This is a genomic window from Kitasatospora sp. NPDC059646 (assembly GCF_042734615.1).
Lineage (GTDB): Bacteria > Actinomycetota > Actinomycetes > Streptomycetales > Streptomycetaceae > Kitasatospora.
Genome location: NZ_JBHWDS010000044.1, coordinates 40,909 through 63,556, shown reverse-complemented (window position 1 = coordinate 63,556; position 22,648 = coordinate 40,909). Strand labels below are relative to the sequence as shown.

The window sequence follows — 22,648 nt, the reverse complement described above, 5'->3', positions numbered from 1 at the left end:
TACCATCACCCCCATGCCCGTGCACTCGCCCTCCCTGCTCAGACGCGTGACGCCCGGCGGCTGGGCGGCACTGGCCTGGACGGCCGGCCTCGCGTACTCCTTCGTGGTGCTGGTCCGCCTGCCGGGCGAGGCCCGGGACGAGTTCCACCGCGGCCTGTGGCTGGCCGACGCCAACCAGCGGGCGCTCGCCGGCTGCGTGGTGGCCTCGCTCGCCGGCTGCGCGCTGCTGCGCCGCCGCCCGCTCACCGCCCTCGGGCTGCTGCTGGCCGGCACGGTGTTCGGCGCGTTCGCCATGCACTCCAGCGTGATCGACGTCCCGCTGGTGCTGGGAGTGGACGTGGCGCTGTGGTACATCGCGGCCCACCTGACCCGCCGTCAGGTCGTCCTCGCCTCGGCGCTGGCCGCCCTCGTCCTGCTCGGCTACCCCCTCGGACGGGTGCTCGTGGGATTCGTCATCGGCACCTCCACCGAACTGGCGGTCCTGCTGACGGCGGCCGTCGCGGTCCTGCTCGGCAACTCGGCGGGCGAGTCCCGCCGGCACGCCGCCGAGCTCGGCGAGAGCGCCGCCGCGCGTGCCGTCGCCGGCGAACGGCTGCGCATCGCCCGGGAGTTGCACGACATGGTCGCCCACAGCATCGGCATCGTCGCCCTCCAGGCGGGCGCCGCCCGGCTCGTTCTCACCACCCAGCCGGAGGCCGCCCGCGAGGCGCTCGGCCAGGTCGAGACCGCCGGCCGCGAGACCCTCTCCGGCCTGCGCCGCATGCTCGTCGCCCTGCGCGCCGCCGAGGACGACCCCGACACCCCGCCGCCGCTCGGCCCCGCGCTCGGCCTCGCCGACCTCGACCGGCTCGCCGCCGCCACCACCGCGGCCGGCGTCACCGTCGACCTCCGCCGGGGCGGCGCGTGGTCCGCCCTGCCGCCCGAGGTGGACCTCGCCGCGTACCGGGTCGTCCAGGAAGCGCTCACCAACGTGGTCCGGCACGCCGGCGCCCGCTCCTGCCGGGTGACCGTCGACTGCGGGGAGTCCGAGGTGTCCGTCGAGATCCTCGACAGCGGCGGCCTGCGCGCCACCCAGCCCGGCGGCGCGGGCTTCGGCCTGCTCGGCATGAGGGAGCGGGTCTCCCTGCTGGACGGCTCCTTCACGGCCGGGCCGCGACCCACCGGCGGCTTCCGGGTCGCCGCCACCCTGCCCCTGCCGGCGGGCGCCCGATGACCGTGCGCCTCCTGCTGGTCGACGACCAGCCGCTGGTCCGGGCCGCCCTCTCGATGGTGGTCAAGGACGTCCCCGACCTGGAGATCGTCGGCGAGGCCGGCACCGGCGACGAAGCCGTCCGCCTGGCCGCCGAGTCGACGCCCGACGTGGTCGTCATGGACATCCGCATGCCCGGCATGGACGGCATCGAGGCCACCCGCCGCATCACCGCCTCCGGCTCCACCGCCCACGTCCTCGTCCTCACCACCTTCGACGACGACGAGTACGTCTACGGCGCGCTGCGCGCGGGCGCGTCCGGCTTCCTGGTCAAGGACATGGGCCTGGAGGAGATCATCGCCGCCGTCCGGGTGGTCGCCGCCGGCGACGCCCTGCTCGCCCCCCGCGTCACCCGCCGCCTGATCGCCGACCTCACCTCCCGCCCTGCGCCCGGCAGTTCACAGCCCCCGATCGCCCTCACCGCCATCACCGAACGCGAACGCGAAGTCCTCGCCCTGATCGCCCGCGGCCTGTCCAACACCGAGGTCGCCGACCACCTCCACCTCAGCATCGCCACCGTCAAGACCTACGTCACCCGCCTCCTCTCCAAACTCGACGCCCGCGACCGCGTCCACCTGGTGATCCTCGCCTACGAGGCCGGGCTGGTGACGACGTCCCGGTGAGTGCCGGCCCGGCCTCGTCGGTGCGGGACCGCAGGTCAGTGGGCCGGGCGTTCGTCGATGACCTGGCGGAGTTTGCCGGTGCGGGGGTTGGTGGCGAGTTGGGCGCGGGGGACCCATTCGAGTTGCAGGGGGTGGATGGCGCCGGCGGCGACCTCGGCGTCGTAGGTGGGGCGGGCGGCGAGGACGGCGCGGCGGAGGGTCTCGGTGAGGGCGGGCGGCGGCGGGGCGGTGTGGCCGAGGCGGATGATCAGGCCGTCGCGTCCGGACCAGCGGCGTTGGACGAGCTGCATGCCGGTGATGTGGTGGTCGGGGTCGTGGGCGAGCAGGACGTCGCGGACCTGTTCGGTGGGCATGGTGACGATGCCGACCCGGGCGCCCTCGCCGGAGCGGCCGAGGAGGCGGAAGCGGTCGCAGGACGCGTCGATCCACTCGGCCCGGTCGCCGGCGGGGTAGCGCAGGATCGGGACCAGGGTGCGGAACAGGTTGGTGACGACGACCCGGCCGGGGACGCCCGGTTCGGTGACGGCGTCGCCGGTGGTCTCGTCGATCAGCTCGACCACCGTCCGGTCCGGGAACGCCCGGTGGACGCGCAGGTCGTCACCGGCGGGGACCGGGCCGGCGACCAGGCCGGCGTCCACGGAGGCGTAGCCGATGGAGGACAGCGCGGCGTTGGGGAAGGCCGAACGCAGCAGCGGGCGCAGGTCGTCGAAGAGGATGTCGCCGCCGAACAGGACCAGTTCGACCTGCGGGGCGGGCCGGCCCCGGGCGAGCAGGGTCTCGGCGACGGAGGAGAGCTTCATCGGCTCGCCGGCCAGCACGTCCGCGCCGAAGCCGTGGATCACGTCGGCGACGTACTCGTCGGGCGCGGTGGCGATGGGCAGGCGGACGTTGTCGATCGGCGCGTGGTGCAGGGCGTTCTCGATGAAGACGAAGCCGCTGTAGAACTCGCCGGCGCGGAACAGGTTGGCGACCTTCTGCCCGGGCCGGAGGCCGGCGTCGACCAGGCCGGCGCCGAACGCCCGGACGGAGTCGAGGTGTTCCTCCCGGGTCCACGGGGAGAACTTGGGCGCGCCGGTGGTGCCACCGGACTTGAAGACGCACGCGTCGGTGAGCGGAGCGGTCAGCAGCCGGTTGCCGGGCCAGGAGTTGGCGGCCCAGAACGCCTCCTGGTCGATGACGGGCAGTTGGGTGAGCGAGGTGACGACGGCCGGCACGTCGCGGTACAGCTCGGAGTAGAACGGCGAGTGGGCGCGGGCGTGGTCGACCAGGGCGTGAAGCGGCTTGGCGGGCACGTGGTTGCTCCCGGGGAGTCAGGGGGTGGGGGTGAGGCCGATCCAGTGGTGGGCGAGGCGCTGGACGGTGCGGCCGTCGCGGTCGGCGAGCTTCGACGCGAGGTAGTCGGCGGCCCAGGCGCCGGTCGGGATGCGGAACGCCGGCCGGTCCTCGGACAGCGCGCGCAGCACCGCGTCGGCGACCTCCGCGGCGGACTGCCCGGCGTTCGCCCAGCTCTGCCCGAGCCGGTCGACGTACGCGGCGAAGGTGTCCGCGTACGGGCCCGACGCGGCCTGCACGGTGCTCCGGTCGACGTCCGGGAAGTGCCCGAACCGGGTGTCGGGAACGTAGCCGGGGACCAGTACCGAGACGCGCACCCCGTGTGCGGCGGCCACCGGGGCGAGCGCCTCCATGAAGCCCTCGACGGCGAACTTGGCCGCGCAGTACGCCTCGTTGAACGGCTGGCCGACCACGCCGTGCACGCTGCCGATGGTCAGCAGCCGGCCCCCGGAGGCGCGCAGCAGCGGCATCGCGGCGCGCGAGACCGCCACCGTGCCGAAGAAGTTGACGTCCAGGTTGGCGCGCAGCGCCGCCGAGGTGGACATCTCCAGCGTCGGGTCGGAGTTGGAGATCCCGGCGTTGTTGACGAGTGCGTCCAGCCGGTCGAGGCCGGCGAAGCAGCGGGCGATCGACTCCTCGTCGGTGACGTCGAGGCGGCGGACCAGGGCGTCGGGCGCGGCGGCCCGCAGGGCGTCCGCGCGTCCGGGGTCGCGGACGGTGGCGAGCACCGTCCAGCCGGCCCGGCTCGCGGCGGCGGTGGTGGCCAGTCCGATGCCGGACGAGCAGCCGGTGATCAGGACGGTACGACGGTCCGTCACGGGGTGGCCTCCGCGAGCTCGGTGGCGGTGTCGGCGGCCTTCGGGAGGCCGGCGTCCATCCGGGCCTGGACGCCGAGTGCGGGCAGGAAGGAGCAGGCGGCGAGCAGGGTGCCGCCGACCATGGTCCAGCGGGCCGCGTCGAGGACGCCGAGCGGGCCGGTGAGCAGCGAGACGGCGAGGCCGCCGACCAGTGCGGCCAGCGGGATGACGCCCCAGGTCGCGGTGCGGAACGCGGCGTGCATGACGCCCTGGTGCTGCGCGGACATCCGGGACTGCCGGGCGGGCGCGGAGCACACGTTGATGCACGACATGAAGAAGCCGTAGCAGCCCATGGTGACGGCGATGACCGGACCGGCGGGCAGGGCGGGCGCGGCCAGCACGCCCAGGCCGACCAGGCAGTGCAGCAGCAGTGCCCAGGCCAGCGTCCGCCCGATGCCGAGCCGCCCGCTGATCCTCGGGGCGACGAGTGCGCCGAGCAGCGCGCCGACCGCGCCCGCCGACATCGCGGCGCCGAACACGCCGACGGTGACGCCCAGGCCCCGATAGGCGAACACCGGCAGCACGGTGACGAACACCGGGCCGCCGGAGTTCAGCGTGACGGCGGCCAGCACCACCCGGCGCAGCACCGGGTCCTGCCAGTTGAGGCGGAAGCCCAGGGTGAGGCGCTGCCACACCGAGCCGTGCGCGACGGTGCGCCCGCCCCACGGCCGCATCCAGCGGAAGCAGGCCGCGGAGACCAGGTAGCTGGCGGCGTCGACCAGCAGCGAGGCGGCGCCGAGGGCGCTGTACAGGGCGGCCGCGATCGACGGCCCGGCGACCTCGGCGACCGAGCCGCTGCCCTCCAACCGCGAGTAGGCGCGCACCAGTTGCGGCTGCTCGACGACGGCCGGCACCGCCACCAGGTAGCCGACGTTGAAGAAGATGGTGGCGCCGGACACCGCCGCCACGCAGCAGAACAGCAGCGGCGTGGACAGCAGGTCCAGCCAGTAGGCGACCGGGACGACGGCGACCGCCACCAGCCGGACCAGGTCGCACACCAGCAGCGTGAGCCGCTTGTCCCAGCGGTCCACCAGCACGCCCGCGACCGGGCCGAGCAGCGGGATGCCCAGGTACTGGGCCATCGCGACGACGCCGACCTGGAACGCCGAGGCGTGCAGCACGAAGATCATCAGGGTCGGGACGACGAACACCGTCACCCGGTCGCCGACGCTGGACACCGACTTCCCGACCCAGAACAGGTTGAAGGCCCGGCCGAGTTGCTCGGGCGCGCGCAGTCTCACGACGCCTCCCGGACCACGAAGCCCGCGGTCTTCCCGGTGCGCTCGTTGCCGATCAGCGCGTCCACCACCCGGACCCGGACCTGCTCCGGGTCGTGCGCGAAGGCGGTGCTCAACGTGAAGGTGGCGGAGAGCAGTTCACGCCGCAGCGCCGCCGGGTCGGGGAGTTCGCCGAGCACCAGGACCTCCACCTGCCGGGCCCGTCCGCCCTGTTCGGTGATCACCACCTGGGCGCGGACCACGCCCGGCTCGCGCTCCACCCGGGCCAGCAGCTCGTCCACGTGCAGGCCCAGGCCGCGCACCTGCACCACGTTGTCGCGGCGGCCCAGCACCCGCATCGCGGGGCCCGGCCGGCCGCACCCGCAGGACGTCAACTCCCCGGCGTCGCCGGTGCGGTAGCGCAGCACCGGGTTGAGCATCGCCGGGTCGAGCGAGGTGAAGTCGAGCAGCCCGCCGTCGCCGACGTGCACCAGCTGGTGCGGGAACGGGTGGAAGGTGTCCGCCGGGCAGTCCGGGGTGTTGGAGCCCACCACCCAGGTCTCCGTGGAGCCGAACATGCCGTGCCGCCGGGCCTTCGGCGCGACCGCCGCCAGGTCCTCCTCCAGCTGCGGCTGCCAGGCCTCGCCCAGCCACAACACCTTGCGCAGCGACGGGAGTTCGATCCCGGCGGCGCGGGCGTGCGCGAACCACAGCCGCAGCACGCTCGGGGTGCCGCCGATCGCGGTGGCCTTCCGGTCGGCGAGGAACCGCAGCCACTGCGGGTACTCCTCGCCGGTCACCGACCCCAGCGCGATCACCCGGCAGCCGCACAGGTCGGCCAGGCCCGCCGCGAGGAAGTGCGCGCCCCACATCCGGCCCGCGCCCCAGGCGTTGACGAAGACGTCGTCGCGGTCCAGCGGACGCCAGTGCTCGAACACCTTCGCCATGTAGAACCCGGTCGGCGCGTACCCGACCTTCGGCGCGCCCGTCGAACCGCCGCTCTGGAACAGCCAGGTGGCGCCCTGCTCGGCGGCCGGCTCCAGGCGGGCGAGCGCCGTGTTCAGGTCGTCCTTGGCCAGCGGGGGCAGCTCCGCCAGCTCGGCGAGCGAGCCGGGCGGCCGCGCCTTCGCGTACCGGTCGCCGAACTCCGGTACGGAGCGCAGCAGTTCCAGGGTGCGGCGGGCGACGGCGAGACCGTCGGCGGCCTGCGCCTCGGTGAGGGAGAAGCTCGTCATCGGCGGGCGCCCCCGTCCGCGAGGAACGCCGCGTGGGCGTCCCGGTAGGCCGCGAACCGGGCCCGGGTGACGTCCCGTTGGACCGGGCGGCCGGGGTCGTCGAGGTCCGGGGCGATCACCCCGTCCGGTTCCAGTTCGGAGAACCAGAACCGCTCGCCGTCGTGCAGGAAGTCCACGCAGAAGAACGGGATCGCCAGCTTCTTCGCGAAGTAGGCGGTGGCGTCGGCGAGTTCGGGCGGCACCCGGCAGAACTCCATCGAGCCGCCGCGGCTCGCGTTCGCCACCGGCGACCCGGCCTCCGGGGTGCGCCGCAGCGCCGCGTACGGCTTCCCGTCGATCACGTACACCCGGTAGTCGACCGTGCCGTCCCCCAGGTACGGCTGCGCCACCAGCGTGGTGTCGCCGCCCTGGGCGAGGCTGGCCAGCCCGCGCACGTCCTCCCGCGAGCGGGCCAGGCAGATCCCGCCGCCGCCGCACCAGCCGGCCGGCTTGACGATCGCCGGGAACGCCAGCCCGTCCAGCGCCGCCTCGTACTGGTGCTTCGACACGTCCCGGCCGGAGCCGATCCGCACCGACGGGACCGGCGGCACCGGCGAGTCCGCCAGGAACAGCATCGTCGCCAGCTTGTCGTTGCCCAGCAGCGACACCTGCGCCGGGAACGGCAGGTAGAACCCGGCCTGCTCCAGCACCGTGCACAGCGCCAACTGGTTGAACACGTCCATCGACTGGTACGGCAGCGAGTACAGCGCCGTGACGAACAGGGTGTCCTCCGGCGTGACCGGCTCGCCGTCCACGTACACCCGCGGCCGGCCCGGGTCGGTGCCGTCCACCGCCACCGCCTCCGGGGCGCGGCGGGACCACTCCAGGCCCATTCCGGCCGCCACCTCTGCGAACACGTCCCAGAAGTAGTGCTTCCACATCGCCCCGGACCGGGTCGACTCCCGGTCCGGGAAGATCCACACCATCCGGCGCAACGGCGCCGTCGCCTCGCTCACTCGCCCTCCTCGGGGGACAGAAGCTCGAACATGTCCGGCAGTCGTCCCGCACCCCGGGCCACCTGCTCCGCCCACCAGGCGCGGCCCGCCGCCGGCAGCGTGTCCACCGGGTCCACGTACGGGAACCGGCGGCCCAACTCGGCGTCGCCGCCCGGTGCTTCGGGTGCGCGCAGGTCGACCGCGGTGCGGTAGTTCTTGGTCCAGTACGAGATGCCGCGCTCCCGGTCGTAGCCGACCGCGTGGTGCACCCAGCGCTTGCCGACGTGCGGCACGTCCGCCACCAGGCGCGGCGTCGCGTACCCCGGCAGGTAGCCGAGGATCGCCTCCTGGAGGCGCTGCGCCTCGGACAGCGGAAGCCGCCAGTGCTCCGCGTTCGGGACCACGTCGCACAGGTAGAAGTAGTACGGCAGGATGTTCGCCTCGCCCTGCAGGGCGAAGCACAGGTCGAGCAGCGCCGCCGGGGTGGCGTTCACCCCGCGCAGCAGCACGCCCTGGTTGCGGACGTCCCGCACCCCGGCGTCCAGCAGCGCCCGCGCCGCCTCCGCGACCAGCGGCGTCACCGACGCCGCATGGTTGGCATGGGTGTGCACGGCCAGGTTGACGGAGCGCCGGGCCGCCAGCCGCGCCACCCGGCGCACCCCGGCCAGCACCTCCGGCTGCAACCAGTGCTGCGGCAGGCCGACCACCGCCTTGCTGGCCAGCCGGACGTCCCGCACCGACCCCAGCTCCAGCAGCCGCAGCAGGAACGACTCCAGCCGCGGCCACGGCACGTTCGCCAGGTCGCCGCCCGACACCACCACGTCCCGCACCGACGGCGTCCGCTTCAGGTAGTCGAGCATCTGCTCCTCGCGGTCCGCCGGACGCAGCGCCAGCCGCGCCTTGACCACCTGCGGCGTCGACCGGCCGACCAGGTCCATCCGGGTGCAGTGCCCGCAGTACTGCGGGCAGCTGGACAGCAACTCGGCCAGCACCTTCGTCGGATAACGGTGCGTCAGGCCCTCCACCGCCCACATCTGCGCCTCGTGCAGCGAGTCCCGCGCCGCCAGCGGGTGACTGGGCCACTCCGGATGCCGGTCCGAGCGCACCGGCAGCATGTAGCGGCGCACCGGATCCGCCAGGAACGCCGCCGTGAACGCCGCCGGCTCCAGCGGGGCGTCCACCGCCATGGTGTTCAGCATCTGCGGCGGCAGCAGCACCGACATGGTCGCGAACCACGCCCGGTCGGCGGCCAGTTCACGGTAGAACCGGTCGGTCAGCAGCGGCCCGAACACCCGCCGCAACTGCCGCTCGTTCTGCACGCAGTGCGCCCGCTGCCACTGCGCGTCCCGCCACTGCGCGGCCGTCACCTCCCGCCAGCCCGGCAGCCGCCGCCAGTCCGGCTCCGCCAGCTCCCGCCGCACGTACGCGTACGGCTGCGACACCTGGCGGACCATCAGGAACGCGCCGCGTCGCGCGGACCGGACCACAGCAGGCCGGCGTGCCGGGTGCGCAGCTCCCGCTTCAGCACCTTGCCGGTCGGCCCGAGCGGGAACTCCTCCGCCGTGCGCGCCACCTGCAGCGCCGCCAGCTCGGCCAGCCCCGCCTTCGCCAGCTGCGCGTTCGCCGCCGCCAGCAGCCCGTCCGCGGACGCCCCGTCCTGGAGCCGGACCACCGCGATCGGCCGCTGCCCGCCGTCCGGGTGCGGCACGCCCACCACCGAGCAGTCCTGCACCTGCTCGGCGCAGTCGGCGAGCAGCACCTCCTCCAGCGGCAGGCTGTACACCGGCCCGTCCGGCGTGTCGATCACGTCCACCGTCCGGTCCAGGTGGAAGAACCGCCCTTCGCCGTCCCGGTACGCCACGTCGCCGGTCAGCCAGTACCCGTCGCGCCGGAACGACCGGGTCAGGCGCTCGTCGTTCCAGTACCCGGGGGTGATCGACGGCGCGACGACGGCCAGCAGGCCGACCGTCCCGTCCGGCACCTCCGCGCCGTCCTCGTCCAGCACGGCGGCCCGCTCCACCACCTCCGTCGGCCGGCCCACGCACCGGTCGGCCCGCCCCGACTCCGGCGACGTCACCTGTCCGAACAGCGCCATGCCCATCTCGGACGACCCCAGCCCGTCCACGAACTGCGAACCGGGCAGCGCCGGCTGCCCGTCCCGCTCCTGCGGCAGCAGCCACGGGCGGATCAACCCCGCAGGCCGCTCGCCCAGCCCCACCAGCCGTCGGACGTGCCCGAAGTGCGCGCTGTCGCCCGTGTTGAACCACGAGTGCACCTTCGCCGCGCCCGCCACCGGCAGCTCACCGGTCGCCAACTCGACGAACGTGCGCGGGAACGACGCCACCATGGTCGGCCGGAACGCCTCCATCACCGGCTCCACCACCGCCCGCCGCCAGTCCGCCATCACCACCGTCGGCAGACCCAGCAGCGTCGCCGTCAGGAAGTAGCTCAGGCCCCCCGCATGGGTGTGCGGCATCAGCGACATCAACCGGTCGTACGGCTCCGCCGGGAACCGCACCATCCGCGGCTGCTTGCCCTCCCAGAACTGCCGGTGCGCCAGCATCGTCGACTTCGGCGTGCCGGTCGTCCCCGAGGAGTGGATCAGCGCCACCACGTCCCGCGCCGCGTGCCGGTACGGGTACCCCTGGGGCAGCGCCGCCGCAGCGGCGTCGAACGCCTGCACCTCGGCCGTCAACGACAGGAACCGCGGCCGCAGTTGCGGATCCTGCCGGTACGCCGAGGCCAGCCGGGTGGTGTCGTCCGCCACCACCCCCACCACGCCCACGTGGCTCAGGTAGCGGACCATCACGTCGTGCCGCATCGCATCGTTCACCAGCGCCGGCACCGCGCCCAGCGCGGTCAGCGCGAAGAAGTGCAGCAGCGGCTCCAGGCCCTCGGCGACCACCACGCCGACCGGCTCGCCGGGCCGCACCCCGTTCGCGTGGTACCAGGCCGCGTACCGGTCGCGCAGCGCGACCAGGTCCAGCAGGCTGTGCCCGCGCAGCACCACCCGGCCGCGGTGGTCGAGCCGGTGGCTGAACGCGAACGGCACCGCACGGTGCGGATTCGCCTCCACGGCCCGGTCGAGGAAGTTGCCCGCCCCCAGCGTCGGGTCGGACATGAACCGCTCCCGGACGGAAAGCGGCGCGATGGATGTCTGATCGCTCATGGCGGTCTCCGGTCTTCCGAAGCAGGACTCGATGCCCGGGCACGCCCTCGTGGAGCGTGCGCCGGACCGGGGGGACAGGCCCGACGAAGAGGAAGGTGGTGCAGGGGGAGCGGGTGTTCGGGCGGCGGGGGCCCTCAAGGGGCGCTATTCGCCGAGGAGTTCGGCGGCGGCGCGGCGGCCCGAGCGGACCGCGCCCTCCAGCAGCCCGAAGAACTCGGTGCTGGTCTCGGTGCCCGCGAAGTGCACCAGCCCGTGCGGCGCGGTCAGCGTCGGTCCGAGCGCCGACCAGTCGCCGGGCCCGAACAGCGCGGCGTAACAGCCCCTGCTCCACGGCTCGTTGACCCAGTCGGTGACGTGGAACGCGAGCGGCTCCGGCAGCATCGGGAACAGCCGGGCCGCCTGCGCGACCGCCGCCGCCCGCTGGGCGTCGGGCGGCAGAGCGGCGAAGGCGTGCGCCTCCGCGCCCGTGACGAACCCGGTCAGCACACCCGGCGACCCCTCCGGCGGGGTGTCGTCCACCGTGGACAGCAGCGGGCCGGCCGCGTTCACCGACCACCCCGACAGGCCGTGCGCCCGCCAGACCGGCTCCGGGAACACCAGGTGGACCTTGACCGCACAGCCGCGCGCCGTCCGGGACGCCGCCCGCGGCACCGGCAGCGCCGGCCGGAACCCGATCGCGTCCGCGAGCAGCGGCGGCACCGCCACCACCACCGCCTCCGCGCGGTAACTCCCCTCCGGCGTACGGACGGTGGCCTCCCGCACGGACTGGTCGACCGACAGCACCGGCTCGCCCGTGTGCAGCATCCCGCCCCGGTCCAGCAGCCGCCGGGTCAACCGCTCGCACAGCCGCTGCGCTCCGCCCGCCACCCGGTCCTGCTGCGCGCCGCCCGCGAAGGCGTTCAGGTAGCGCAGCCCGCCGCCCGACCGCAGGTAGAACGCCAGGTGGAGGACGGAGATCCGGGCCGGATCGGCGGCCATCATCTCGCCCAGGAACAGCGGGAAGAACAACCGGGCGTCCGGGTGCGACAGGTGCTGCTCCGCCCAGTCCGCGGCCGTCAGCGCGTCCCACCGCGCCGCGTCCGGCGACAGCCACGGCGCGTCCGGGCGGACGGCGGCCGTCAACTCCTCCAACTGCTCGAACAGGTCGCCCAGTGCGACCGCGCTCAGCGGCGGGAACCGCCCGTCCCGGGTCGCGGCGTCGCCGAGCCCGGTGTCCGGGGCGTCACCGGTGCCCGGGGCGAGGGCGAAGCGGCTGGCACCGAGCATGGTGGTCGGCGCGGTCTTCACGTCGCAGGCGGCGAGCAGGGCGTGGAGTTCGGTGTGCCGGTCGCCGAGGTAGGCGGCGCCCGCGTCGATCCACCGCCCCGGCGCGACCTCGATCCCCCGGACCCGGCCGCCGACCCGGTCCCGGGCCTCCAGGACCGTCACCCGCACGCCGCGGTCCGCCAGTTCGACCGCCGCGGTCAGCCCGGCCAGGCCCGCACCGACCACGATCACCGAGCCCGGGGCCGGGCGTTCGGCGGAGAGGGCCGCGGCGCTCACCGGGCGGCCGCCCGCGCGGCGTGGTCGGCGCGGGCGGCGACGATGCGGGCGGCGAGGCCGGCCGGGGTCGGGTCGGCGAGGAAGTCGTCGAAGGCCAGCTCGACGCCGTGCCCGCGGGCGACGGCGCTCAGCACCCGGGTCGCGATCAGCGAATCCCCGCCCAGCAGGAAGAAGTTGCCGTCGGCCGGCACCCGGTCGAGCTCCAGGATGCGGCCGAACAGCCCTGCCAGCTCCGTCAACAGCGCGGAGTCCTCGGGCGGCGCTGCGTCGGGGGTCGCGGCGGCGGGTGCGGTGACGGGCATGTCGAGGCTCATGGGGGGTCTCCTTCGACCGGTGCGGGGTGCGCGTGGTCCGGCGGTGCCAGCGGTGCGTGGTGCGCGGTGCTGTACGCGGGGAACGTTCGAGCTGCGGCGCGGTGGACGGGTGGCCGCCTTGCGGGTGCTGCTGGGGTGGCTTCTGCGAATCCGGCGGTCCGTCAGGTACGCGCCGCCGTGGGCGCCCGTACGGGCGGGGTCAGCGCGGGCCGGTGGCGCCGCCGCCGTACCGGCGGTGCGAGGCGGCGCGGTCGATCTTGCCGCCGGCGGTGCGGACCAGGTCGGGCACCACGGTGATCCGGCTCGGCACCAGGTGGCCGGGCAGCCGGTCCAGCAGGAAGTGCATCAACTCGGCGGCGAGCGCCGGATCGGGGCCGCCGGACCGGGGGACGACGTACGCGACCAGGGCGGCCCGGCCGGCCGAGGTGGCCGCGGTGACCGCGGCCGCGCCCACGGCCGGATGGGCGCCGAGTCCGGCCTCCACCTCCGCCGGGTCGACCCGGATGCCGCGGATCTTCACCTCGTGGTCCAGCCGCCCCAGCGGGCTGAGCAGTCCGTCCGGGCCCCGGGCCATCCGGTCGCCGGTGCGGAACCAGCGCCGCCCGTCGCGGAGCACGAACCGTTCGGCGGTGGCCGCCGGGAGCCCCCGGTAGCCGGAGGCGACGGCAGGTCCGCCGATCAGCAACTCGCCGTGCCTCGTCAGGAGTTCCCTGACGTGGGGGAGCGGGCGTCCGATCGGCGCCCGCCGGTCCGGATCCCAGTGCTCGTGCGGGAAGGGGGAGTTCGGCCCGAGCAGGTCCACCGCGTGGGTGATCAGGGTGGTCTCGGTGCACCCGTACGTGTTCAGCAGGCGGACCCGGGGGCTGCTGCCCAGCCGGCTCCAGTCGGCCAGCCGGGCCGGGCTCGCCGCCTCTCCGCCGATCACCACCAGCCGTACGCAGTCCGGAAGTCCGGCATCGGTCTCGTCCTCGGCGAGGTGCAGGACCAGCTCGTGCCAGAACGCGGTCGGCAGGTCGAGCACGGTGATGCCGCGCCGTTCGACCATCCGCAGCAGCCTGGGGAACGACGCCGAGTGCGCCTCCGGGTCGAACACCAGCCGGGCGCCCGAGGTGAGCGTCGGCAGGATCTCCTCGAAGCAGGTGTCCCAGTTCACCGACGCGAACTGCAACACCCGGTCCGCCGGGGTGAGTGCGAAGAGCTGTCGTAACGACCCGACCGAGGCGGAGATCGCCCGGTGCGGCGTCAGCACCGGCTTCGGCTGCCCCGTGGATCCCGAGGTGAACAGCAGGTACGCCGGATCGTCCGGACCGAGGAGTGGCGCGCCGGCCCCTCCGGTCGCGGTGGGGCCGGCCGCCTCCAGGTCGAGGTACGTCAGGTCGAGTCGGCCGGCCTGGGCGTGTGCTCCGCGGCCGACCAGGAGACGGCAGCCGGCTGCCGCCGCCATCCGTCGCTGCCGTTCCACCGGGAAGCCCGGATCGAGCGGGACGTAACTGCCGCCGGCCGTGAGGACGCCCAGCAGGGCCACCACGGTGTCCGGGTGGTGCCGGGCCGGTACGGCCACCGGCCCCGGCCGGTCGCCGAGTGCGGCGGCCAGCCGCCGGACCGATAACGCGAGTTGACGGTAGCTGAGAGTGTGCTCGGGGGACTCGATCGCGATTCGCTCGGGCCACCGGAGAACGGTTTCCGCGAACGCGTCCAACAGGTCGGAACCCGATCTGTTGACGCCGCCGTTCTTTGACATGCCCGCTCCAAGGTAAATGCCCAGAGGCGCCAGTCCGTGCTTCGGCGAACCGGGACTCTACAACCACCGATCCGCCCCCACAATGGTTGTCGAGGCGGTTTTCCCACGGGCGGGCGGCCGCCTTGTGAACTCCCGGCGAAGTCCCCGCAGTGACGGTCCGTCATTGCGGTCGCGGAGGTGAGGGCAGCCTTCCTGCGACGCCGCGCCGGCAGTGCCCGAGAAGGGCTGCGCTGGGTGACGGAACGGCGAGCAGGTGAACGGCGGGTGCCGGTCGGGGCTGCTCGCGCAGGGGGCCGGCCCGTTCCCTGTCCGACCGGAATTCCGGATCGGGTCGTCTTCCTCCGTGTCCGGACCGTCGATCCGCCGCCGGCCGCGCTTCGAAGCCGCCGGGAAATGGAGTGGCGAAGAAATACGACCGGTTGATCGGCCGTCAATTCCCGGGCTGCTCGCGGGCGGTACCGAAAGCCGTGGCGGCACGCGCGGGACAACGGAGCGTTACCGAACGAAGGTTCGGGCGGTTCGGGGCGGAGCCGAGGCGGGCGGCAGCGCCGTGCCGGGCCCTGTGGTGCGGCGCGGCCCGCGGCTCCCCGGGGCGGGGGCGTCCGCGATGAGCGGATCCGGCCCGGACGAAAGTGCGGCCAATTCGTCGGACCGATCAACTCCGCGCTGCCGCCGGCCGATTCGAGCCGGTCGGCCGGAATGGCCAGGTCGGGGCGGGGGAGATTCGGCCGAGTCCGAACGGCCTTGGGGCGGGCGGGGCGCAAGGCGAAGGCCCCCGCCGCCTCGATGGCGGCAGGGGCCCGAACTCGGCTTTCGGAAGGACGGGTTCAGATCTCGCCGAACACGCCGCCGGCGGCGGCGGTCGCGAACGCCGCCCACGCCTCGTTCGAGAAGCGGAGCTGCGGACCGCTCGGGTCCTTGGAGTCCCGGACGGCCGTGGTCGCGGAAGTCGGAGCCGCGATCTCGACGCACGCGCCGTTCCCGCCGCTGTGGCTGGACTTGCGCCAGGTCAGCTCGACGTCCGTGGTGTTGCTCATGGTGGTAGCTCCTCCAACTGTGGCCCTGGGCATGGCGATCGACCGATCCGGAGGGACCGGTGTCGATCTGGGGAGATCATAGGTACATGAGCATGACCAGACGATGCCCGAAGCGCGCGTCGGTCGCTCGGAAGCGTGAGCCTCGCCGTAACCGCCCTCCGCGCCGGCCGAAGGTGCGAGGATGCTGTGGGGTCCACCCAGGCGCGAAGTGGAGCGTCAACTGCCTTGCCCGACAACGCGGGTGGAGACGCCGGGGAGCGGCGGACGGGCTCTGCCCCACCAGGGCCCGTCCGCCGGCCTGCCGCCTTCGTGGCTACCCCGCGTGAACGCGGCAGTTCCTGCGGCCGGAGCCGCCCCACAGCGAGGCCGGCCGCAGGAGTGCGGGTGGACGGTCAGCCGATGGCGATGTCGTCGAGCAGGAAGATCGTCGACAGGTAGGCGTCCTCCAGGCCGGCGAACTCCAGCTTCACCGTCCGGCCCTTGTAGGCGCTCAGGTCCACGGTCTTCTGGACGTACCCGGCGCCGGCGTCGGCGTTGGAGTAGGTGGCCAGGGTGGTGCCGTTGACGTTGACCTTGAGGGTGTCGTAGGCGGTGGAGCCGGACTCCTGGGTGGTGACCTTCAGCCAGAAGGTGAGCTTGGGGCTGCCGGAGGCGGGAACGGCGATGTTCGACTGGGAGAGGGACTCGGCGGCGGAGGTGCCGTAGCCCATCATCCAGGCGTACCAGGAACCGCTGTGCGGGGCCTGCAGGGTGGAGTTGCTGATGTCGTTGTCGCTCTGGGTCCAGCCGGCCGTGCCCTGCTCGAAGTTCCCGTTGGTCAGCGCGTTCCCGGTCGGGGTCGACGAGGACGAGGGCGAGGGCGAGGGGCTGGAGGAGGTGGAGGCGGTCGGCGTCGGGGTCGGGCTGCTCGTGCCGGGGTCGGGCAGGGCGGTGCCGACGCTGACGGCGGCCCACGCCTTGGAGACGAGGTACCGCTCCTGGGAGTTGGCGCCGTACAGGTCGGCGGCGGCCTGCAGGGTGGCGGTGCGGGCGGAGGAGTAGGTGGTGGTGGAGGTCATGTAGGTGGTCAGGGCGCGGTACCAGACGGCGGCGGCCTTGTCCCGGCCGATACCGGTGAAGGTGTCGTTGTTGCAGGTGGTGCCGTTGTGCGAGCGCCCGCCGATGGTCTTGGCGCCGGTGCCCTCGGCCGCCAGGTAGAAGAAGTGGTTGCCGATGCCGGAGGAGTAGTGCACGTCCACCGACCCGGCACCGGAGGTCCAGCAGGACAGCGAGTTGCCGTCGGCGGCCGGGTTGTCCATCCGGCGCATGTAGCCGCCCGACATGTTGAGCTTCTCGCCTATGTAGTAGTCGCCGGGGTCGCCGGCGTTGTTGGCGTAGAACTCGACCATGGTGCCGAAGATGTCGGAGGTGGCCTCGTTGAGGCCGCCGGACTCGCCGGAGTAGTTCAGGTTGGCGGTGGCGGCGGTGACGCCGTGGCTCATCTCGTGGCCGGCCACGTCGAGCGCGGTGACGGGGGTGTTGCCGTTCTGCGAGGAGCCGTCGCCGAACGACATGCAGAAGCACGAGTCGTCGTAGAACGCGTTCAGCAGCTGGTTGTCGACGTGCACGTACGCGGGGGCGCCGCGGCCGTCGTTGCGGATGCCGGAGCGGTTGAAGGCGTCCTTGTAGAAGTCCCAGGTCTTCGCCAGGCCGTAGGAGGCGTCCACCGCCGCACTCTCGCGGCTCGAAGTCGAGCCGGTGCCCCAGGAGTTCGTGGACTTGCTGAAGGTGCGGGCGTTCTGCTTCGGGTTGGACTGCGGGCTGTTGTACGAGTCGTAGACGATGGTGCCGCCGTGTGCGGCGTCGGTGAGGGTGTAGCCGCCGGTGGTCTGGGTGGTCTCGATGGAGACCTGGCCGGAGGTGACGCCGTTGCCGGTGCCCGTGACGCCCTGGTGCAGCTCGTACTGGTCCAGCGGCGCACCGCTGGCGGCGTCGACGATCACCGCCTCCTTCGAGGCGGGGCCGGTCTCGCCGTCGCCGGTGACGGTCGAGCGGTAGGCGAGGACCGGGACCTTGCCGACCGCGTACACCACCAGGGTGCTGCTGTCCGCGCTGTCGGTCTTCGCGTTCCTGACGTGCTTGGCGTGCCTGACGGCCGCCGCCGAGGCGTCCGCCGCGGTCAGCTTCGGCGTGGTGCCGACCGGCCTGATCGCGCCCTGGTGGGCCTGGTCGGAGCCGGTGGCCCTGCCGTTCCTGTCGTAGTGGACGACCAGGTCGCCGCCCACGACGGGCAGGCCGCGGTAGGTGCGGTCGTAGCGCACGTGCCGGGCGCCGTCGGTGTCGACCAGCACGTCCTTGGCCGTCAGGCGCTCGTCCGCACCGAAGCCGAGCGACTTCGCCACGTCGGCGGCCTCCCGGTCGGCGGTGCGCAGCGCCTCGCTGCGCGCGTCGGCCGTCATCGCCCGGAACCCGGCGCCGGGTCGGGCGGCGGAGCCGGTGGCGGCCGCGGTCGACTGGGTGGCCACCGCGGTCACGGCGCCCAGGGTGAGGGCCGCCGCGACAGCGGCCGCCAGAGCGTTCTTGCGGGACATCACTTTCCTCCCGCCGAGCTGGGGTTGAGGGGGGAAGCGGCCGCAGGACGTCAGAGGGGTGGGGGCGTCCGGCGACCGGGAAGCAGCTCGACTGTGGCGATGACGTTAGGGAAGCCGGGGAACCGCGGGCATCAGGGCAAACCCTTGTCCTGGCGCAGGACGGCCCCGAGGACGCACCATGGCCCGGTGCAAGACTCTGCGAGATGGTTCACCGGGCTCCGGGAGACGGACGGCGCCGTGCTGCCGGTGGTCCCGGAGGCGGCCCGCGGTACCCGCCGGGTGGTGCTGTTCGGGCCGCCCGGAATCGGCAAGACCACCGCCGCCGCCCTGCTGGCACGGCAACTCGGCCTGCCCGTACGCCGCCTGGCGCCGGCCCCGCAGGACGCCGGGATCCCGTACACCGGGCTGCTCGAACTCGCCCTGGCCCTCCAACCGCTGCCCGCCGCAGGAGAACTCGCGGACGCCCTGGACGAGGCCGCCGGCGCGCCGGGCACCCCGCAGGGCGCCGGGGACGCCCTGCGACTGCGCCGGCTGACCGCCGCCGCGCTGCGGGACGCACCGCCCCTGACCCTGGTGGTGGACAACGCCCAGTGGCTCGACCCGGCCAGCGCGGCCGTCCTCGGCTGGGCCCTGCGGCTGGCGCCGGCCCTGCCCGTCATCGCGGCCGAACGCGCCCGGCACCCGGAAGCGGGGGCCCACTGGTGCGGGGAGGACGCGTGCGCGGTGCGCGTCCCGCCCCTGACGGGGCCCCAGGTCGCGGCCCTGCTGTCGCCGTACCGCCTGGCGCCCCGCGAGCTGGAGCGGATCCACCGGCGCAGCGGCGGGAACCCGGCGCTGGCGCTGGCGCTCGCCGACGCGGGGCCGGCCGCGGGCCGGCCCGGCGAGGACGAGGCCGCCCTCCCGCCGCCGGCCCGCCGGCTGGTCGGCGAGTGGCTGGACGAGGTGTCCGCCGAGGTGCGGGAGTTGCTGACCCTCGCCGCCCTCGACGACCGCCCCGACCTGGCGCTGCTGAGCCGACTCGCCGGCCCGTCGGTGGAGCACCTGCTGGCCGAGGCCGAGGCCGCCGGGCTGCTCGACCCGGGGCAACCCGACGGCCGGGTGCGGTTCACCGCCTCCGCGATCGGCGCGGAACTCGCGGCCCGGCTCCCCGACACCACGCGCCGGCCCCTGCACGCGCGCCTCGCCGCCGCCGGCCACGACGCCGTCCGCCGCGACCGGCACACCGTGCTGGCCGCCGATCCCGCCGACCCGGCCACCGCCGGGCACCTGGCGAGCACCGCCGCCCGCGCCGCCGGCCGGGCCCGGCTCCGCGGCGAACACCCGCTGGCCGCCGAGCTCTCGCTGCTCGCCGCCGAACGCACCCCGCGCGAGGACGCCGCACTGCTCACCGAGCGGGCCCTGGCCGCCGTGCGCGACGCCGCGCGCTGCGGCGACCTCCCCCGCAGCCGGGCCGCTGCCCGCCTCGTCCTCGGCCACGACAGCAGCCCGGCGCCACGCGTCGAGGCCCTGCTCGCCCTCATCGACGCCAGCGGACAACACCTGCACAGCGTGGACGAACTGTTCGCCGACGCCGCCCACGAAGCAGCCGGGCGACCCGACCTGACGGCGCGGATCCTCGTCCGGCAGGCGATCTGGGCGAACGTCAACGACGGCGACCCGCAGCGGGCGTGCGCCCTGGCCGCCCGGGCCGCCGACCTCGCCCGCAGCGCCGGGGACGCCGTCGGCGCCGCCATGGCCCTGACCATGCAGGCCCGCGTCCAACGCATCCTCGGCCGGCCCGAGGCCGAGGACACGCTCGGGCGCGCCCTGTCGCTGCCGCGCAGCCCGCACACCCCGGTCAACGCCACCGCCGAACACCTGGCCGCCCGGCACGCCCTCTTCGACGACCGCCTGGACGAGGCGCGGACCGCGCTGCTGCCCCTGCTCGTCGAAGCCGAGCGGACGGGCGACGCCGAGGGAACCGTGGACGTGCTCCGCAGCCTCGCCGAGGTGGAGATCCGCGCCGGACGGTGCACCCTGGCACTCGACTACGCCCGGCGCGCCCGGGAGCTGACCGACCGGGCCGCCATGCCGCCCGGGCCGGTCTGCTACACCTCCGCCCTCGTCGAGGGCGCCGCCGCGGACACCGACTCCGCCCTCGCCCACGCCCGCCGCGGAGCCGACGCCTCCCGGCAGGACGGCAACCGGGTCTTCCTGTCCCGCAACCTGTGCGCCCTCGGCCACCTCCTCCTGGTCACCGGCCGCCCGAAGGAAGCCCTGGAAGCGCTGGAGGAGGTCCGCGCCCTGGAAGAACTGCAGCAGGTCCGCGACCCGTCCGTCCTGCGCTGGCACGCGGACCTGGCCGAAGCCCTCGTCGCCGTGGGCCGCCTCGACGAGGCCGACGAGCTGTTGGCCGGGACCTGCCGCGCCGCCGCCGACCTCGGCCGGAGCTCCGTGCTGCCCGCGCTCGAACGTTCCCGCGCCCTCCTCGACGCCGCGCGCGGCGACCACGACGCGGCCGCCCGCCGCCTCACCGACGCGGCAGCCCGCCTGCACCGGCTCCCGATCGAACGCGGACGGACCCTGCTGGCACTCAGTCAGACCGAACGGCGCGGACGCCGCCGGGCCAGCGCCCGCGCCGCGGCCCGGAACGCCGCCGACCTCTTCACCGCCCACCGGGCGCACCCCTGGGCCGACGCCGCCGCCCGCACCCTCCAGCGGCTGGAGCACACCCCCGCGGACGGCGGCACCCGGTCCCGCCTCACCGGTGCCGAGCAGCGCTGCGCCGAGCTCGCCGCCGCCGGGGCGAGCAACCGCGACATCGCCGCCACCCTGAACGTCAGCGTGAAGACGGTCGAGGCCACCCTCACCCGGATCTACCGGAAGCTCGGCCTGCACTCCCGCGTCCAACTCGCGCGAGCCGTCGCCCCGGCCGCGGAGGACGCCGATTCCTGAGGGCCCGTCAGTTCGGGGCGCCCGTCCGCGGGGAACGACGGAGGGCATGACGATCCCTCACCGCTCGACCGGCACCGGCGACCACCACGTCCTGGTCCTGCACGACTGGTTCGGCACCAGCGCGGGCTGGGGCCCGTTCCTCGACTACCTCGACGGCGACGCCTTCAGCTACGCGTTCCTGGACTACCGCGGCTACGGGCAGCGCAAGGACGTCCGGGGCGCGTACACGCTCGCCGAGATCGCCGCCGACGCGCTTGCCCTGGCCGACCAACTCGGCTGGGAGCGCTTCTCGCTGGTCGGGCACTCGATGGGCGGGAAGGCGGCCCAGCAGGTCCTGGCCGAGGCGCCGCTGCGGGTGCGCAAGCTGGTCGGGCTGGCGCCCGTGCCGGCCGGGGCGTATCCGCTGGACGAGGCCGGGGAGGCGCTGTTCCACGGGGCCGCCGAGGACCGGGAGAAGCGCTTCGCGATCCTCGACCTGGTCACCGGCCGGCGGGCGGGCCGGGTCTGGCTGGACCGCATGGTCGAGCAGTCGCTCCGGGAGTCCGACCCCGAGGCCTTCGGCGGCTACCTGCGCGACTGGGCGACGGCCGACCTGGAGCGGCGGGTCAGCGGCAACCCGGTGCCGGTCAAGGTGATCGTCGGCGAGCACGACCTCGCCCTCACCGCCGACGTGATGCGGGGCACCTTCCTCACCCACTACCCCAACGCCGAACTGGAGGAACTGGCCGGCAGCGGCCACTACCCGATGTACGAGACCCCGGTGGCCCTCGCGGCGTCCCTGGAGGGCTTCCTGCACAACTGACGCCACCGCCGCGGGCCGTCCGCCCCGGGTGGCGGGCGGCCCGGAGCGGCGGTCGGTCGGTCCGTAGGATCCGGTGGATGAACCGCACCACCCTGTCCATCGACGCCGCCGTGGTCCTCTCGACCGCCGCCGGGCTGTGGTTCGGGCCGCGCGCGCTGAGACGGGGTGCGCCGGAGCGGCGCGGCCGGACGGTGCGGCCCGCGGTGGGCCTGGCAGTGGTGGTCGCGGCCGTCTACGTCAACCAACTGCTGTGCGCGGCCTACGTGGTGAGGGTGCACGGCGGCGACGCGTCGTTCGTGGCGCGGTACCTGCCGCCCGGGTGGTTCGACCAGCCGGTGGGGAGTCCGGTGGTGCGGGCGCTGGCCGAACGGATGCCGGCACCCCGGCTGTTCGGGCCGAGCGTGCTGCGCGTACAGGCGTTCCTGGAGCTGCCGTTCGTGCTGTTCGCGTACGGGACGGTGCTGCGGCGGCTCAGCCCGGCGCTGTACCGGGCGGTGTTCGGGTCCGGTCCGCCGGTATGGGCGGCGGCGCTCTCGTACACGGCGGTGTTCGGCGTGGTGGAGTGGGCGCTGCGCAACCCGTGGACCGTCCAGGACGTGCTGATCCGTGCCGGCTCCGCGGCCGTCACCGCGCCGCTCGTCCTCGCGCTCGCCCGCCGCGACCGGGGGCCCGAGCACCGGCCCGGGCCGGTCGGGCTGCTGCACTTCGCCGTCTCGCTGTGGGCGCTCGGCGGGCTGGTGATGGTGGTCTACGACACCGCCCTGCTGTACAACTCGGCGCATCTGCGCACCCGTTGGCCCGAGCTGGTGGGGTGGGTCGCGGTGCTGGCGGTCACCGGGAGCCGACGGCCCGCCGACCCGGGGACGGTCGGCCCGAGCACGGCCGCGCTCACCGTGGTGCTGCGGCGCGGGCTGGTGCTGTTCCTGGTGCCGGCCCTGGCGGTGCGGTACGGCCTCGGCTTCGCCGATCCGCGGGTGGCGGCGGCGGCCGGACTGCTCGCGGCCGCTGCCGCCCTGGGGGACCGTCAGGTCCGTTCCGCGTCGGTGCCGTTG

16 protein-coding genes are annotated in these 22,648 nt (G+C 74.5%); 4 read left to right on the top strand and 12 right to left on the bottom strand.

All coding sequences use genetic code 11. From position 1 onward, the window contains the following. Positions 1–13: 13 nt before the first annotated feature. Together ACFV1L_RS26775 and ACFV1L_RS26770 are read left to right on the top strand one after the other, a co-directional pair. Positions 14–1,213, top strand: coding sequence for a sensor histidine kinase (locus ACFV1L_RS26775; RefSeq protein ID WP_380370268.1), 1,200 nt, complete (start codon positions 14–16; stop codon positions 1,211–1,213). Then, a complete protein-coding gene (locus tag ACFV1L_RS26770) occupies positions 1,210–1,872 on the top strand; it encodes a response regulator (protein ID WP_380370266.1) in 663 nt (220 codons plus the stop codon). Before ACFV1L_RS26775 ends, ACFV1L_RS26770 begins: the two co-directional genes overlap by 4 nt. Positions 1,873–1,907: 35 nt before the next feature. On the opposite strand, the gene ACFV1L_RS26765 is transcribed toward ACFV1L_RS26770, so the two are convergent. The 12 genes from ACFV1L_RS26765 to ACFV1L_RS26710 all read right to left on the bottom strand — a co-directional run bounded on the left by ACFV1L_RS26765 (position 1,908) and on the right by ACFV1L_RS26710 (position 17,860). Further along, entirely contained in the window at positions 1,908–3,164 is a 1,257-nt protein-coding gene (locus ACFV1L_RS26765) for a phenylacetate--CoA ligase family protein (protein WP_380370265.1), read from the bottom strand. An 18-nt stretch (positions 3,165–3,182) separates the two neighbouring features. Beyond that, the gene (locus ACFV1L_RS26760) at positions 3,183–4,022 is read right to left on the bottom strand and encodes an SDR family NAD(P)-dependent oxidoreductase (protein WP_380370262.1); all 840 of its coding nucleotides are present in this window, start codon (positions 4,020–4,022) and stop codon (positions 3,183–3,185) included. After that, positions 4,019–5,302: an MFS transporter gene (locus ACFV1L_RS26755; RefSeq protein ID WP_380370260.1), complete on the bottom strand. Its 1,284-nt coding sequence runs from the start codon at positions 5,300–5,302 to the stop codon at positions 4,019–4,021. Before ACFV1L_RS26755 ends, ACFV1L_RS26760 begins: the two co-directional genes overlap by 4 nt. After that, positions 5,299–6,513 (bottom strand): phenylacetate--CoA ligase family protein, encoded by a 1,215-nt coding sequence (locus ACFV1L_RS26750; protein WP_380370257.1) that lies wholly within the window; start codon positions 6,511–6,513, stop codon positions 5,299–5,301. Before ACFV1L_RS26750 ends, ACFV1L_RS26755 begins: the two co-directional genes overlap by 4 nt. Next, on the bottom strand, positions 6,510–7,508 hold the full coding sequence (locus ACFV1L_RS26745; protein ID WP_380370255.1) for a RimK family alpha-L-glutamate ligase: 999 nt from the start codon (positions 7,506–7,508) through the stop codon (positions 6,510–6,512). The genes ACFV1L_RS26750 and ACFV1L_RS26745 overlap by 4 nt, the downstream gene beginning before the upstream one ends. Next, entirely contained in the window at positions 7,505–8,929 is a 1,425-nt protein-coding gene (locus ACFV1L_RS26740; RefSeq protein ID WP_380370253.1) for a KamA family radical SAM protein, read from the bottom strand. Before ACFV1L_RS26740 ends, ACFV1L_RS26745 begins: the two co-directional genes overlap by 4 nt. 11 nt (positions 8,930–8,940) lie before the next feature. After that, entirely contained in the window at positions 8,941–10,656 is a 1,716-nt protein-coding gene (locus ACFV1L_RS26735) for a class I adenylate-forming enzyme family protein (RefSeq protein ID WP_380370252.1), read from the bottom strand. A 144-nt stretch (positions 10,657–10,800) separates the two neighbouring features. Continuing rightward, positions 10,801–12,198 (bottom strand): flavin monoamine oxidase family protein, encoded by a 1,398-nt coding sequence (locus tag ACFV1L_RS26730; RefSeq protein ID WP_380370249.1) that lies wholly within the window; start codon positions 12,196–12,198, stop codon positions 10,801–10,803. Continuing rightward, on the bottom strand, positions 12,195–12,512 hold the full coding sequence (locus tag ACFV1L_RS26725; RefSeq protein ID WP_380370247.1) for a phosphopantetheine-binding protein: 318 nt from the start codon (positions 12,510–12,512) through the stop codon (positions 12,195–12,197). Before ACFV1L_RS26725 ends, ACFV1L_RS26730 begins: the two co-directional genes overlap by 4 nt. Before the next feature lie 199 nt (positions 12,513–12,711). After that, positions 12,712–14,253: an amino acid adenylation domain-containing protein gene (locus ACFV1L_RS26720; protein ID WP_380370244.1), complete on the bottom strand. Its 1,542-nt coding sequence runs from the start codon at positions 14,251–14,253 to the stop codon at positions 12,712–12,714. An 827-nt stretch (positions 14,254–15,080) separates the two neighbouring features. Then, on the bottom strand, positions 15,081–15,290 hold the full coding sequence (locus ACFV1L_RS26715; protein ID WP_380370242.1) for a DUF397 domain-containing protein: 210 nt from the start codon (positions 15,288–15,290) through the stop codon (positions 15,081–15,083). Positions 15,291–15,682: 392 nt separating this feature from the next. Further along, positions 15,683–17,860: a M4 family metallopeptidase gene (locus ACFV1L_RS26710; RefSeq protein ID WP_380370240.1), complete on the bottom strand. Its 2,178-nt coding sequence runs from the start codon at positions 17,858–17,860 to the stop codon at positions 15,683–15,685. 186 nt (positions 17,861–18,046) lie between these two features. Here ACFV1L_RS26710 and ACFV1L_RS26705 point away from each other — a divergent pair, with 186 nt between their 5' ends. After that, positions 18,047–20,794 (top strand): AAA family ATPase, encoded by a 2,748-nt coding sequence (locus ACFV1L_RS26705; RefSeq protein ID WP_380370238.1) that lies wholly within the window; start codon positions 18,047–18,049, stop codon positions 20,792–20,794. Between the two features lie 46 nt (positions 20,795–20,840). Next, complete coding sequence (locus ACFV1L_RS26700; protein ID WP_380370235.1) at positions 20,841–21,596, top strand: alpha/beta fold hydrolase; 756 nt, start codon at positions 20,841–20,843, stop codon at positions 21,594–21,596. Positions 21,597–22,648: the final 1,052 nt, after the last annotated feature.